The sequence below is a fragment of the uncultured Lamprocystis sp. genome (assembly GCF_903933125.1).
GTDB lineage: Bacteria > Pseudomonadota > Gammaproteobacteria > Chromatiales > Chromatiaceae > Thiodictyon.
The window spans coordinates 1-14671 of sequence record NZ_CAIZIZ010000204.1; the positions used below are offsets into that span (position 1 = coordinate 1).

Below are 14671 nucleotides of genomic sequence, written 5' to 3' on the forward strand. Positions count from 1 at the left end.
AGGGTGGATAAGCGCAGCGCATCCACCATCAGCCTCGCCGCCCAAACGCTGCTGACGGTGGCCACCCAAATTTGGAACTGCTGACGTTACCCTCCGGTAACCGGCGGAAAGAACCCGATCTCATCACCATCCCGAATCGGCGCCTCGGGGCGAACGATCTCCTGATTCACGGCAATCATCAGCCGTTCGCCCTCGCGCAGCGTCTCGGCCCAGACCCCGCCGCGTCCGCGCAGGTGGACAAGTAGGTCGGTCACTGTCTCGATATGCGACGGGCAAGCGAACGTTTCCTCGGCCAATCCGAGCTGTTCGCGAAAACGGGCGAAATACAGGATGCGGATCACGGTGGCGGTCTCAGTGGAAGAGGTTGGCGAAGGGGATGAAGTCGACCCGGTCCCCGCGCCGGATCACCTGGCCGGGCGCGATCTCGATTAGACCTTCCGCCCAGGCGACCGACGACAGGACCGCGGAGGAGCGGGTGGGGTAAACCGCCAGTTCCAGTTCGCCGTCCTCGCCGGTCTCAAGTCGGGCCCGATGGAATTCGGTGCGCCGGTCCGGCTTGGGCCAGTCGAAGCCGGCGCGCAGCTTGAGCGTGCGTGGCGTCAGGTCGCCGGTCACGCCCTGCATGTGCAGGATGAGAGGGCGGGCGAAGAGACAGCAGGTCACGAACAGCGACACCGGGTTGCCGGGGCTGCCGAAAAAGGGTGTCTCGCCGACCCTGCCGCAGGCGACCGGCTTGCCGGGGCGCATGGCGATGTTCCAGAGATCCAGACGACCGAGTCGTTCCACCGCGGGTTTGAGATGGTCCTCCTCGCCCACCGAGACGCCGCCGCTGGCGATGATCAGATCCGCCACCGCCGCGCCACGGCGCAGGGCTTCAATGGTGTCATCGAGGGTGTCCGCGACGATGCCCAGATCCAGGATTTCGCAGCCAAGACCCTGGAGCAGCCCCCGCAGCGTATAGCGGTTGGAATTGTAGATCTGGCCCGGTCCCAGCGGCTCGCCGGGCATCGCCAACTCATCGCCGCTCGCCAGCATGGCGACCCTCAGGCGTCGATAGACCTGCAGTTCGGCCACGCCGACCGAGGCGGCGAGACCCAGATGCTGGGGCGCCAGCCGGGTGCCGGCGGCGATCACCCGCGCGCCGGCCTGGATGTCCTCGCCCACGCGCCGGATGTTCGCTCCCGCCTTGGCGTCGAGCGGGATGACGACCGTCTCGCCCGCGCGCGTGCACACCTCCTGGATCACCACGGTGTCGGCGCCCGCGGGCACCGGCGCGCCGGTGAAGATGCGCGCGGCGGTACCGGGCTCCAGCGGCGTGCCGGTGGTTCCGGCCGGGATGCGCTGCGTGACCCGCAGGCGTCCGTCCTGCGCGGCCAGGTCCGCGTGACGGATGGCATAGCCGTCCATGGCACTGTTGTCCCAGCCGGGGACCGGGATGGTGCTGGTCACCGGGGTGGCCAGGATCCGCCCGAGCCCGAACTCGGTTGGGATCGATTCGGTGTCGGCGATTGGCTGGACCCGCGCGAGCAGGACCTCGATCGCCGCCTGCTTGCTCAGGGGCTTGCTCAGAGTCGGGCGCGCCTCGGAGGTCGATCCGCAGTCATCCTGGGTCACCATGGCGCGCCCCTCAGTGTTCGCGCAGACGCGGGATGAGTTGGGCGAAGTTGCAAGGCCGGGTGCGGATGTCCAGTTGTGGCAGCAGGATGTGTTCCCAGGCGGTGCGGCAGGCGCTGGTCGAACCGGGCAGACAGAAGACAAAGGTGCCGTTGGCCAGGCCGGCGAAGGCGCGCGACTGGATGGTCGAGGCGCCGATTTCGGCAAAGGAGATCTGACGGAACAGCTCACCGAAGCCCTCGATCTCCTTGTCGAACAGCGGCAGGACGGCCTCGGGGGTGCTGTCGCGTCCGGTCACGCCGGTCCCGCCGGTGCTCAGGATGACGTTGACCTCGGGGTCGGCGATCCAGCCCGAGACGACCGCGCGCAGTTGATAGACATCATCGGGCGCGATCAACTTGGCGACAACCCGGTGTCCGGCCGTCTCGGCGCTCTCCCGCAAAAAATATCCGGAGGTGTCCTGGTCCTCGCCCCGGCTGTCCGAGACGGTGAGGATCGCGATATTGAGCGGCAGGAATGCCTGTTCAGTGAAGTGCTCGGTCATGCCGTTCTCCTGCGTTGTAACGCCTGTTCGTCGATCGCGATGGCGCGGCTGGGGTCGAAGGCCGCCCCGGACCGCCAGCTTAGGCGATTTCCGTCAAATCCTATACTGCCTCGCTCGTCTTTTCGCGATCCGGTATCGGATTTTCCGGCAATCGCCCAAAGCCTCAATGCTCGCCCTTGGTCCGCAGCAGTCCCGCCAGCCGATTGCCCTGCTTCTGCGGCCCGCCGCGCGGAAAAATCTGGTGGAGATAGCGGTTGCTGCCGCGCTCGGGTCCCCAGACCTCGCGGAAGTGAACGATCATGTCGCGTACCGTCGTCTGAATGCCGTTGCGGGCGAAACGCGCGCGCAGGAAGCGGATCACCTCCCAGTGCTCCCCGGTCAGGGGCAGCCCCTCCTGCGCGGCCAGGGCACGCGCGAAGTGTTCCGACCAGTCCGAGGGATCGACCAGATCAAGACCTTTCTCGCGGTGGCCGCCCACGGCAGCTTCCTGGAGGCCGCCGCGCGGGTGCATGTCACCCAGTCGACCGTCAGCGCGCGCATCCAGAACCTGGAGCAGGGACTCGGCGCGCGCCTGTTCGTGCGCAACCGCTCGGGCGCCAGCCTCACCCCGGCCGGGCAGCGGTTCCTGCGTCACGCCAAGACCCTGCTCCTCACTTTTGAGCAGGCGTGTCACGATGTCGGCCTGCCAAGCCGCTTCCGCGCCAGTTTGACGATCGGCGCGCGCATTGCGCTCTGGGACGCGTTCCTCCCGCGCTGGGCCGGGCGCATGCGTGCGGCGGCGCCGGACATCTCGCTCAACACCGAGATCGGCTTCGAGGAGGATCTGATGCGCCGCATCATCGCCGGCACCATGGATCTCGCCCTGATGTACAGCCCCCAGCAAGGCGCGGGCATCCAGGTCGAGCACCTGTTCGACGAGACGCTGATTCTGGTCGGCGACGCGCCGGACCGGTCCCCGCCGGACGACGGCTATGTCTATGTGGATTGGGGGCCTACTTTCTACGCCCAGCACCGCAAGGTCTATCCAGACATGGAGCGGCCGGCCCAGACCGCCAATATCGGCTGGCTCGGCCTGCAGTTGATCCTCGTCAACGGCGGTAGCTGCTTCGTGCCCGAGCGCGTGGCCGCCGGCTATCTGCGCGGCGGCTGTCTGCAGCGGATCAAGGGGGCGCCGACCCTGACGCTGCCGGCCTATGTCGTCTATCCGGGCGATAGCGACTCCAGCGAGCTCACGACCGCGCTGGTCACGCTACGCGCGCTGGTGGCCGAGGGGTTGGCGACAGGTGCCGGTGCTTCGGAAGACGGTTGACCCTCAACAGCCAGGCTCTTTCCAAATAGCTTCCTTCTCCACTGCATCCATGAACTTGTCCACGGTAAAGCCGCTTGGGTAAAGCGATGTCTCAGTGTGAGCATTGTCCGCTATCGCAGGTTCTTCTTTTTGATATCGGCCGGAAAGGATGCCGTCAGGATCGTTCAACAAATGTTGGTCGTCCCGCAATGCGATCAGTACCTCCTCCAGGGACACCTTCAGAAAACCGCTGAATCGCTCATGGTCGCATTCAATCGATGTATCGACGATCCAACCGTGGACCGATACTGAGTCGGTGTCTGCTGCGAGGTTCAACGAAGCCGCTAGATCCGATCCCTCGGATAGGGCGTGCTCGACGGCTGGAACCTTGCGCCGCAATTGCTGGCCGGCTTTGCGGAGTGTCGTCGTCCCGTGCCGCCACGCCTCGCGCTGCGATTGTCTGATGAAAGTCGATTTCACCTCCAACACCAGCACAATCCTGCCCAGTGCGCAGATGAGATCGACCTCGCCGGCGCGGGCATCGGATTCGTCCACGGGTTCCCAGTTCAGCACGACTCGGAATCCTCGCGATTCAAAGAGCCGGCCGAGTTGCTCCTCGATACGCCGCGTTTCGAGCCTGGCGTCGGCGCGTCGCGCGCCGATCCGTCGGAGATTGTTGATTGCGGCCGTGCTGTTGTTTTGCATGCCGAAGATCCAGGGCAACTGGATCAAGAGTTGGTCCAGCTTCAGGACTGGACGTTCGAACAATTCGGGATGCAGCCCCGGCTCGTTTTGTCGGAGCCGTGCAGCCAGCGTCACCAAGTCACTCGTCCAGAAGTCGAGGATCGCGGATGCCATCAATGGGTTGCCGCGTGGCGACTTCTTGCTGACGGTCCAGCCGATGATTCTCGCGATCTTCGCCTTGCGGTCGGACCAGGTGAGCGGAAGGCGGTTTTCACCCGTCGCGAATCCTCCCAGGGCCAACAGGCTGAGTGCTGGAGCCCAATTTCCTGTCTCGTTGAAATGGCTGACGAAGGCTTGGAGGAAGTCGCGTTGGTAGAATGCCGACATCAACTCCGTTGCCAGTAGCGCCTGAAAGAGATCGACTTGCGCTCCCGAGTCGGTCGTCACCGCTTCATCAAGTCCATAAACTTCGGTCAATTTAAGCCGTGTGCGAATCGCCCGGATATAGGCCAGGCGATTGGCCTCGTGGTTTTCCGGCGATCCGATCGTCGCTATCGCCAGACCGGAGTGAACGAACTCGTCCAACGCACGGTATAACCAGTAGCCGTGAAGCCGTTCGAGCTTCCTTCCGTCGCGTTCCCACGCGGCACGGATCGACGGATCTCGTTCAACGATATCCAGTGCCTTTTCTCCAGTGCGAACGAACTCGATCCCATCGTCGAAGCTAAAGGCATCCGCCGATTGAGAGATGAAGCTGTTCAACTCGATCTGAGCGTCAAGCAGTGTCTCGAAAGCCGCTCTGAGGTCATATCTGGGAGACGGACCATCTCGAGATGGAAACAGGTGCGGTGATAAATGCATTCGCGACGGCCTCTTGGCCGAGATAGCGCGCCAGTGCGAGCGTCGGTCCCTCCGCTTGCCACGCCTCGCTCGGCATGCCGTTGACGAAGTCACTGGACCAAAAGTTCGAATCGCGCTGCTGTCGGGTGTATTTCTGCTTCCCGCGGGTTGCTGGCTTGTTATCGAGATAGGCATCGACGACGGTCTCGGTCGCCAGCAGCGCTGGCACGCCGGCGTTGAGTTGTTGTTCAAAAAGCCTGTCGTACAGGTTGACTCTTGTTGCGTCTGCGGAGGATCGGCTCACGATGGATGGCATCTTCGGTTCATGGACTGCGGTCATTCAATGTACCCCAGCCACTGCCAGCAGGTCACACCCACCAGCGCCGAGAGGACATGGCCGCCGACCAGGTTGCGCGGCTCGGCGAGCGGGCTGCGCACCGCGTCAAAGACCAGGACCGCCGAGGCGTCGTGCGAGCCGCCGGGCGCTCGCTTGGCCGCCAGGCGCTAGACCGGTTCCAGCCCTTGAGGAGGATCGGCCGGCAAGGTCAGTCGAATCGCGTCCCCCGTAACGACTGTTCCCCCGTTCACCACGACACCCATGACCCCGGCCTTGCGGATGAGACCGCCGTCCGGCGCGCGGTCGAGCACCGCCGCCATGAGTCCGGGCCGGTAGGCATCGAGTTGGGAGCAGGGGCTGCGCAAACCCGTGAGCTGAATCACGGCCTCGCCCCCGATGGACAGCGTGGTGCCGCGCGGGAGCGACAGGAGGTCGAGGCCCCGTGTTGTGATGTTCTCGCCCATGCTGCCCGGCTCGATCGCGAAGCCGCGCGCAACCAGTTCGGGGAAGAGTTCGCTCTGTATCAGATGCACCTGCCGCAGATTCGGCCGGGCCGGACGGCGTCTGACATGGAAGCGGTGCCTGTCGGCGACCCCGCAATGCGCATCACCCTCGACCCCAAGCCCCGCCAGCAGACGGATGCTCGGCCGGGTCTGCTTGGAAAAGCCATGGCGCGCGTTCGCGGCAACGGCAATGACGATCGGGTTCATAGCGTGCAACCTCGGGTGACTCATGGCACACCGGCACCGCGGCGGCTGAAAAACAACCGGGGAAATCGGGGATCGTGACGCCGTGGGCGTGGTCCGCGTCGCCCGGATGCACATACACCGGATACAGCATGATCTCAACTCCTACGGAACGCGTCCTTACCGTAGGGTCCGCTGTGCGGACCGACGCGCCCGGCCGGAACGATGATCGAGGCCGCAACGGCACCGTCAGCCTATTGCACGTCGTCATTGGGGGCAATTTCCGAAACGAATGCGCTATTGACGCGGGCCGAACAGCAACTCGGCCGCCCGCCGTAGGGCGTCCGCGTCCACGACCGCGGTGTCTGTCGGCGCCTTGGGGTTGGGCTCGAAGAACTCGCAGAAGTTGGAGCGGATCTTGTCGACCACGCGCTCCACCTGGGGCTCCATGCACTCATTCGGCCGGCCTGGGGCAAAATGCCGGCAGTTGCGGCAGCAGTGCGTCGGTTTGTTACAGCCGGGGCAGTCGGTCTCCCGCCCCAGGTCCAGCCGGGTCAGTCCATGACCGCAATTCCAGCAATAGCCGCGGATGTCTTCGCTCATGATCAGCCCCGTCAGTGGATTGCGAAAGCGGATTGTGCCGCAAATGAACGTATAAAGTGCAATGATCAAAGCCGTTGCCGGAACCAGGCCGGGAGCTCCCGGTAATCGACATGGTCCGGCAGGGCGGCGGCCAGGCGTTCGGCGATCTCCAGTTCGCCGGGCGGACTGTTGTCCGGACTGCATTCCAGGCGGTTGAGAGGAGACGCCGCCCCGCTCCAGGAGACGCCCCGGCGCCTTCCACCACGACCTTGGCCGCGGAAAGGCCAGGCGTGATCCCTGGTCTTGCCCCTGGGACGCAACCGGCATCGGTGTCGGTTCCCAGTCCGTCGCCGCAGGGGCAAGCCAGTCCTCGGTCTGGACGGTGAACTGGCGGATGGCCCAGAGATCCGGGCATAAGGCGCGCAGATCGGCCTTCTCCTCCCGCGGCAGGATCAGGATCAGCGGTCGGGTCAGGGTGCGGCGCAGGGATTCCCGTTGCTCGTTGAGCCGCGTCAGGAGGGCGAGTCTGGCCTCGGGCCAGGCGGCGGCGCGTTCGGCCGCCAGTGTCTGATCATCCGGCGGCGCGGCCGGACCGCGGCGGAGATCCAGCCAGCTGGGTGCGTCGATGGCCTGCTGGTAGTTGGCCGGGCGCAGGAGCCGGGGCAGCAGGTCGCCGAGCAGGGCGCGCGGGGTCTGCGGTTGCGGCAGTTCCAGACCGGTGACCCGCGCCCGGTGATGGATGCCAAAAGCAGGCCGCGACCGCGGGGCGGTCGCGGAACACAAAGATCAGGGCAAACTGATCGCTCCACTCCAGGTGCTGCCGGAAGCGCTGCCACTCAGCCTCACCGGCCGGGTTGAGGCTCACGGACCGGGCCTCGGCCATGCCCTGGCTCAGGTCGCCGCGGCGGCGGGGGGCGTTGCGGCCTGCTGCTGGCGCTCCAGTTCGGGGATCAGCAGGGGGGTGCACGGCGTACCAGGGTTCGCCGTTCAGATAGCTAAAGTTTCCTACTTTTGATTTGGCTACGGACGAAGAAATACACAGTACGCAACGCAAAAATTGCACACTTATCGCCTCATACATTAGTGATAGCTAATACACTGTTTCGCCCCCCCGACAGCCGCGTTCATGGTGCGAAGTAGCGGCCTATTGCGATGACATTTCAGTGACTTAACGGTGAATACGGACTCTATTCAGCGTTGAATCGAAGGTGACTAACCATTGATTAAAAACTAAACAAGCCCGCATTCAATGTCGATCCTACCCGCTCTCGCCGTCCGGTCTGTGGCGGGGGGCTCCGGGCAACCGGAGTCCCTACGCCGGGGGCTTTTTTTCATTCATTCCGCAACGAGGTCTGAATTTGGGAATGTTGGGGTTCGTTCCTCACCCCAAGCGACGGTCGGCGCTTGTCCACCCCAGGCTGACTACTGACCAATCACTGGACCGGCACCCCCGTCACCAGCACATCGTCCACATACCCGAAATCCTTGGTGTCCGTGTCCCACATGCCGAAGCCCACACGGAAGCGCGGATTGTCGGCAGCACCGGCGGGCAGGGCCACCTCGATTGTATGCAGTTGGCCGTCGCTCGCCGGATGGTGGTTGTCGATGCTCACCGGGGACTGCCACCGCTGCCCGTCGTACCAGTAGAGCACCAGGTACTCCCAGTTCTCGAAGGACGCGGCGCCCAGGGAGACCGACAGCACGATGTCGGTGAAGCCCGCGGTGGAGACCGACCGCTCCACCCAGACGTTGTTGCCGGTAAAGCGCATGGCATGGGTGTCATGCCGGGGGGTGCCGGCGTACCAGGCGACTCGGCCTTCCCGATACCAGCCCGCCAGCCCGGTCTCGAAACCGTCGGCGAATACGGTCTGCCGCGCCGCGGGGTCCACCACCCGGATCAGTCCGGTCTGGGTCTCGCTGTCGTTGCCCGTGTCGTTGGTCACGGTCAGGGTCACGCTGTAACGGCCGGGGACGCTGTAGACATGGCTCGGCGAGGCCTCCTGGGAGGTTGTGCCGTCGCCGAAGTCCCAGGACCAGGTCGCCGCCGCGCCGGAATGGTCGGTGAAGACGACCGTCAGCGGCGCGCTTCCGGCCACCGGTGCGGCGGCGAAGTTCGCCACCGGCAGCGGCACGGCCCCGCCCATGCCCTCGTAGGCACCCAGGGTCGGGAAGGCGTCCCGCGCATTGCCGGCATAGTCCTGCGTCACCGCCGCCAGGGCCGCGGCGGCGCCGCGCGCCGGGGAACCGGGCAGCAGGTCATAGTGGGCGGCGGCGAATCCGCCGGGGGCGATGAAGACCGGATCGGCGCCCAGGTCGGAGGGGGCGGCGCCGGACTGGGGCGCGCCGCCGAACCACAGGTTGTGGTGGAAGCTGATGCCGGTGAGGTCACCGTCCAGGGCCGTCTGGGCCCCGCCGCCGATGGGTGCCGGGGTCTGCACCCAGAGGTTATTGGCGATCTCGCTGGTGCCGTGGGTGTCGGCGTCGATATCCAGGGCCGCCTGGACCGATCCATAGATGGTATTGAAGGCGAACAGCACCCCATGCATGCCGCCGCCGCCCTGGTAGTTGCCGTAGTGGAAGGCGTTGCGGTTGCCGATGAAGACATTGTTGACGATGACATTGTCCGAGGACCAGATCGGGTCGGCCCACAGGGTCTCGTTCTCGTTGGCGATCTGCACCCCGGAGGCGGGCAGCCACACCCCACCCAACTGTCGGAAATAGGCGCTGTTGCCGGTGGAGTAGACCAGGTTGCCCTCGTGGCGGATCGCGGTCCCGCGGTCCACATAGAGATTCACCGAGTAGTTGTCGTAGACCTCGTTGCCGAGGATCTGCACCCGCCGCGCGTTGCCGGCGATGATCCCCTCGCCCAGGTTCTCGTAGACCCGGTTGTTGCGCACCACCACGTCCTGGCTGCCGGCGACGCTCAGCGCCCCCGGCCAACTGCTGGTGGCGGAGCGTGCCGCGTTGTCCATGGCGGTGTGGTAGATCACGTTGCCCTCGATGAGCACGTTCTGCACGCCGGCCGTGGTCTCGGCGATGGCATGACCCACGTAGATCCCGCCGCGTTGGCAGTCGTGCACCAGATTGTTGCGGATGACGATATCCTGGATGCCCGCTTGCCCCGCATCGCCGCCCCAGGCGGTGATCCCGGTGCGCGCGCTGTTGCGGACCTCGAAGCCTTCGATCACCACGTGGCTTGCGCCCACCCCCAGCACCGAGGAGGACATGGCCGATCCGTCCAGGATCACCTGCTCGCCTTGGTAGGGTTTGACCGTCAGCGGGTTGCCGGGGGCACCGCCGGTGCCGATCCACTCCCCGGCGCTCAACAGATAGGTGCCGCCGCGAACCTGGATGGTGTCGCCGGCGCCGGCGAAGCCGTCCCAGTTGGCCCGGGAGATGGTCTTGAAGGGGGCGCTGATGGTGCCGGCGGTATTCCAGGCATCGTTGCCGTTGGGAGCGACGAACCAATCCGCCGCACCGGCGGCGACCGACCACAGCGACAATAGTGCAGACGCAGCGAGGGCCGCGTGATCACGACACGCAAACATGGCTTGATCTCCGGGTTGACGCGGTCATCGGCGCCATTGGGCGAGCGCACCGGCAGCACGCCCGACCGCCCCGCGCCCGACCGCGGCCCGATGATAACCTGACGTTTGATCAGGATTCTGTGACATGCCCACACAAGGCGCAAGACGAAACCCGGCCTGGCCATTGTGGTGCAAGCCGTGCGCTCGTCGCCTGCCGGTCGGGCCAGGCGCCGTGGGTCGGCGCTTCCAAGCGCCCGTGACCTGGGGTACGCTGAACCCCAACCCCGCATCGGCTATGGGTGGTGCGCCACGGCGGACCTTGATTATCGTTCAGGCCAGCGTCCGCCGAGACCTTGCGGCGGAAAGCTGGCCTTGATCGTAGTCCCGGCCAGCGGCGTGCGTCGTCAGGGCTTCCAGCCCTGACGGTGTCAGGCCAGGATGGCCTGACTACGCACCCGGCGAGCCCAAGTGGCCGAAATCTTTATCGAGGCCGGAAAGCTGATCCACAGATGTCACAGATTTTTTTCTTCATCTGTGAACATCTGTGACATCTGTGGACAATTCCGGATGATCGTTGCGGCCGGAACGCCGATCATGGCCCACCGGCGCGAACCCACAACCAGGAGGCGATCATGCAGGAGCCCGGCGCTCATCCGCGGGTGTTCGTTAGCTACAGCCATGACAGTCCCGCGCACCGGGAGCGCGTGCTGGGCCTGTCCGAACGGCTGCGCGCGGATGGGATCGACACCCGGCTGGACCAGTACGTGAACGGCGCCCCGCCCGAGGGCTGGCCGCGCTGGATGCTGAATCAGCTCGACTGGGCCGAGTGCGTCCTGGTGATCTGCACCGCGACCTACTATCGCCGGTTCCGCGGGCTCGAAGCGCCCGGCCTGGGCAAAGGGGTGGACTGGGAGGGCGCCATCATCACCCAGGCGCTGTACGACGCGCGCAGTGTCACCGCCAAGTTCATCCCCGTGCTGTTCGCGGCCGGCGACGGCGGCTGCATTCCCGAGCCCCTGCGCGGCCTGACCTTCTACACGTTGACATCGGACGAAGCCTACCAGGCGCTTTCTGATGCGCTGCTCGGCCAGGCGGGTGTCGAACCCGGTGCACTCGGGCCGCCGCAGTGGCAGCCGCGCGCGTCCGGCACGCCGCTCGTCTTCGCCGACGCGGGCGGCCAGCCGGTCCAGCCGGCGGCGGCCGGGCGCGTGGATGAACAGACCTGGCAGCAGCAGCGGCTGGTGCTGCGCGACCTGCTGGTGGCCCTGCCGGCCTGGCCGCTGGTGCGCGAGCGCAAGGCCTTCGTGGAGGCCGCGCTGGGCCGGCATCCTGCTGCCGCCAACCTGATCTGGGACGATGACGGCTACACGGTGGCCGGGAATCTCATCCTCAAGCTGCATTTTTTCGATACCGTGCCACTGTCGGACGGCCATCATGCGGTGTGCGGCCTCCTCGCCGAGATCCGCGCGCGGGGCTGGGATCTGCATCCGGCGATCGGCGACCAGGTGCAGACACTCGCCGCGGCCTTCGGGTGCACGGCCGCCTGAGCGTCGTGGTCGTGCCGTAGGGTCCGCTGTGCAGACCGCCCGCCCGTGCGGACCGACCGCCTATACGCACCGCCCGCCCATCACAGCAGAGGATGAACATGGATTCAACAAATCCAGTCCACGACGCCGACGCCGACGGCGACCTGACACGCAAGTGCCTGCGCGACCTACTGCTCATCCTCCCGGCCTGGTCCCTGGTGCGGGACCGCAAGGCCTTCGTGGAGGCCGCGCTGGGCCGTCATCCCGCGGCGGCTGAACTGAACTGGGATGATGAGAGCCCCACGGTCGCCGGCCAACTGGTCCAGCGCATCAATTTCTTCGCCGCCGAGCTGATCGACGGCCGCCATCCGGCCTGCGCCTTGCTCGCCGAGGTCAGCCGGCGCCACTACGACGCCAACGCCGCGGTCAAGACCCTGGTCGACCAATTGGCCCCGGCCTGCGCCGATCGGGCCGGGTCGCGGCCCATCCGCTGCCCCTATCCCGGCCTGCTCGCCTACGACTGGGGCCGCGATCCGGAGCGGGCGCGGCTGTTCTTCGGCCGCGAGACCGAGACGGCGGCCCTGCTGGAGCGGCTGGGCCAGCTCGCCGCGGGCGATCTGCTGGTGGTCTCCGGGGCCTCCGGGTCCGGCAAGTCCTCCCTGGTCAAAGCCGGGCTGTGGCGCGCGCTGCACGAACCGCCGCCGGATCAGCCGGCGACCATCGCCGACAGCCGCGACTGGGTGATCAGCGCCATGACGCCGAACTTCGTCAGCGACCCCTTCGAGGGCCTGGTGCAGAGTGTCCACCGCTGCGCCCGCCGCACCGATCTGGTGCCGCGGACCGAGGCGGCGCGGCTGCGGGCCGACCCGGATCAGTTTCCGCGTCTGCTCGACCGCCTGCTCGAAGGGCGACCGGCCTGGCTGCTGATTCTGGATCAACTGGAAGAGTTGTTCACCCTGGTGCCCGCGCCCGACCGCGGGGCCTTCATCGCCTTTCTGCTGCGCGCCGTGGCCGACCCGCGGCTGCGCCTGGTGGCCACCATCCGTTCGGATTTTCTGTACCATCTCAACGATCATCCGGACCTGTGCCGCCTGCTCAACCGTCAGCCGCCCTATTTTGTGTCACCGCCGCCGCCGGACGCCCTGGCGCGCATGATCGAGGGTCCGGCCCAGGCCGTGGGTCTGCGGCTCGACCCCCGGCTCAGCGCCCGTCTGCACCAGGAGGCGCAGGGCCAGAGCGGCGGTCTGGCCCTGCTCGGCGCCGTGCTGGAGGACCTGTTCGACCGCTTCGGGACCAGCGCGGAGGGCCTGACCCTGGCGCATTATGAGGACCAACTGCACGGACTCCAAGGCATCCTGACCGAGCGCGCCGACCGTGGGTTCAGGCTGCTCCATGAAGACCACGGGATCGACGGCGCGGCGGCCGAGGACCTGATGCGCCGGGTCTTCGCCGAGCTGGTCCGCATCGATCCGGACAGCCGCGAGCCGACCCGCCGGCGGGCGCCGCTCGCCCACTGGGCCGCGGCGGATCCGGCGCGCATCTTCATCGAGGTCTTCTCGCGCGCGCCCAGGGGGCGGGACGATCAGGTGCGGCTGCTGGTCTGCGGCGCGCGGGACGGCCAGCCGATGGTCGAGGTGGCGCACGAGGCCCTGCTGCGTCAATGGTCCCGACTGGCCGACTGGATCGGCGAGCAGGCCGAGGCCCTGGTCCGCCGGGATGAGGTCCGGCGCCAGGCCGCGCGCTGGGACCAGGCCGGCCGCCCCGACGACCAACTGCTGGTGCCCGGCGTGCGCCGGGATCTGCGCGAGCGGCTTGAGCGCGCCGGGCTCTGGGCCGGGCTGCGAACCGATGCGCGGACGGCCTACTTCCTGGCCGAGGACGATCCGGACGAGCTGGCGGACCTGACCCGCCGGGCCTTTGCGCGCGGCGCGGCCGGCGCGGACGCCCTGACACTGCTGTTCTGCCTGACCGCCCTCGGCCGCACCTGGAAGACCACCCGGGCCCTGGGCGACTGGATTGGTGCTCAGGAACCGGCGCTGGCCGACTGGCTGCGCGGCGGGTTGGATACGGTCCTGGCACTGCTGGCGCAGGATGGGGGCGCGCGCTGGTACCCCCGTCGCTTGGGTATCGGCGACCTGCTGGCGGTCTTGGGCGATCGGCGCCCCGGCATCGGGCTGCGCCCGGACGGCCTGCCGGATCTCGACTGGATCGACCTCGCCCCCGGTGCCTTCCACTGGCAGGACAAGGGCGAGCGCCAGTCCATCGACCGGGCCTATCGGATTGCCCGCTATCCCATCACCAAAGCGCAGTATCAGGCGTTCATCGACGCGGCGGACGACTATGCCAACCCGGAGTGGTGGCAGGAAGGTTACCTGGCGCCGATCCCGGATGGTCCACGGTGGGAGCAACCCAACCGTCCGCGGGTCAATGTCGCCTGGGTGGAGGCATTGGCCTATTGCCGCTGGCTCACCGCCCGGTCTCGCCAGGCGGGCCTGATCGACGCCGATCAGGTCATCCGGCTGCCCACCGAGTTTGAATGGGAACGCGCCGCGCGCGGTCGTCATGACGCCCGCCAGTACCCCTGGGACGGCGACTACGGCATGGGTCTGGCCAATGTCGACGAGACTCCGGTCGATGCCGCGGGACTTTGTCTGCGCGAGACCACGGCCGTGGGACTCTATCCCCGCGGCGCCTCGCCGGACGGCCTGCGCGACTGCGCCGGCAATGTTTGGGAATGGTGTCTCAACAAGCACGAGAACCCGGCTGACACGAACACGGAAAGTGATGCTGCCCGTGCCTTGCGCGGCGGCTCCTGGGGCAACAACCCAGCCGACGCGCGCGTCGTCTCCCGCTACAGGAACAACCCGACGAACCGTAACAACACGGTTGGGTTCCGTGTGGTGTGTGCGTGCCCCATCCCTCTGAACACTGATCCACTGGTCACTGAACACTAAACCGCGCCCAGCGCGGTATGCGATGTTGTTGGATGGGCTCGGCCCCGGCAGCCCGTAGGTTGGGGTGAGGAACGAACCCCAACATCCCC

At 66.6% G+C, this 14671-nt stretch carries 13 protein-coding genes and 1 pseudogene; 3 read left to right on the plus strand and 11 right to left on the minus strand.

Features of this window, described 5'->3' with window-relative positions; genetic code table 11:
• Positions 1–86: 86 nt before the first annotated feature.
• From moaD to QZY03_RS10210, 4 genes are all read right to left on the minus strand, one after another.
• The gene (gene moaD, locus QZY03_RS10195; protein WP_295580623.1) at positions 87–341 is read right to left on the minus strand and encodes a molybdopterin converting factor subunit 1; all 255 of its coding nucleotides are present in this window, start codon (positions 339–341) and stop codon (positions 87–89) included.
• Between the two features lie 10 nt (positions 342–351).
• A complete protein-coding gene (gene glp, locus QZY03_RS10200) occupies positions 352–1617 on the minus strand; it encodes a gephyrin-like molybdotransferase Glp (protein WP_295580625.1) in 1266 nt (421 codons plus the stop codon).
• A gap of 10 nt (positions 1618–1627) precedes the next feature.
• Complete coding sequence (moaB, locus tag QZY03_RS10205) at positions 1628–2158, minus strand: molybdenum cofactor biosynthesis protein B (protein ID WP_295580627.1); 531 nt, start codon at positions 2156–2158, stop codon at positions 1628–1630.
• Positions 2159–2321: 163 nt separating this feature from the next.
• Entirely contained in the window at positions 2322–2636 is a 315-nt protein-coding gene (locus QZY03_RS10210; protein WP_295580629.1) for a TusE/DsrC/DsvC family sulfur relay protein, read from the minus strand.
• Between QZY03_RS10210 and QZY03_RS10215 the strand changes: the two genes are divergently transcribed.
• Positions 2625–3467, plus strand: a complete 843-nt coding sequence (locus QZY03_RS10215) for a LysR family transcriptional regulator (RefSeq protein ID WP_295580631.1) — start codon at positions 2625–2627, stop codon at positions 3465–3467. The genes QZY03_RS10210 and QZY03_RS10215 overlap by 12 nt on opposite strands.
• A gap of 3 nt (positions 3468–3470) precedes the next feature.
• Here the strand turns inward: QZY03_RS10215 and QZY03_RS10220 are convergent, their stop codons facing one another.
• The 7 genes and pseudogenes from QZY03_RS10220 to QZY03_RS10250 form a co-directional block, all read right to left on the minus strand.
• Positions 3471–4892 (minus strand): hypothetical protein, encoded by a 1422-nt coding sequence (locus QZY03_RS10220; protein WP_295580633.1) that lies wholly within the window; start codon positions 4890–4892, stop codon positions 3471–3473.
• Between the two features lie 43 nt (positions 4893–4935).
• Positions 4936–5310: a hypothetical protein gene (locus tag QZY03_RS10225; RefSeq protein WP_295580634.1), complete on the minus strand. Its 375-nt coding sequence runs from the start codon at positions 5308–5310 to the stop codon at positions 4936–4938.
• Positions 5307–5471, minus strand: a complete 165-nt coding sequence (locus QZY03_RS10230; protein ID WP_295580650.1) for an HPP family protein — start codon at positions 5469–5471, stop codon at positions 5307–5309. The genes QZY03_RS10225 and QZY03_RS10230 overlap by 4 nt, the downstream gene beginning before the upstream one ends.
• Before the next feature lie 3 nt (positions 5472–5474).
• Positions 5475–6017: an MOSC domain-containing protein gene (locus tag QZY03_RS10235; protein ID WP_295580636.1), complete on the minus strand. Its 543-nt coding sequence runs from the start codon at positions 6015–6017 to the stop codon at positions 5475–5477.
• A 40-nt stretch (positions 6018–6057) separates the two neighbouring features.
• A pseudogene (locus tag QZY03_RS32060) lies at positions 6058–6147 on the minus strand (type II toxin-antitoxin system HicB family antitoxin); the annotation flags it as partial.
• A gap of 143 nt (positions 6148–6290) precedes the next feature.
• Positions 6291–7358 (minus strand): hypothetical protein, encoded by a 1068-nt coding sequence (locus QZY03_RS10245; protein WP_295580641.1) that lies wholly within the window; start codon positions 7356–7358, stop codon positions 6291–6293.
• A 650-nt stretch (positions 7359–8008) separates the two neighbouring features.
• Entirely contained in the window at positions 8009–10123 is a 2115-nt protein-coding gene (locus tag QZY03_RS10250; RefSeq protein WP_295580643.1) for a PKD domain-containing protein, read from the minus strand.
• Between the two features lie 611 nt (positions 10124–10734).
• Here QZY03_RS10250 and QZY03_RS10255 point away from each other — a divergent pair.
• Both QZY03_RS10255 and QZY03_RS10260 read left to right on the plus strand, forming a co-directional pair.
• Positions 10735–11649, plus strand: a complete 915-nt coding sequence (locus tag QZY03_RS10255; protein ID WP_295580645.1) for a TIR domain-containing protein — start codon at positions 10735–10737, stop codon at positions 11647–11649.
• 98 nt (positions 11650–11747) lie between these two features.
• Positions 11748–14582 (plus strand): SUMF1/EgtB/PvdO family nonheme iron enzyme, encoded by a 2835-nt coding sequence (locus QZY03_RS10260; RefSeq protein ID WP_295580648.1) that lies wholly within the window; start codon positions 11748–11750, stop codon positions 14580–14582.
• Positions 14583–14671 lie beyond the last annotated feature (89 nt).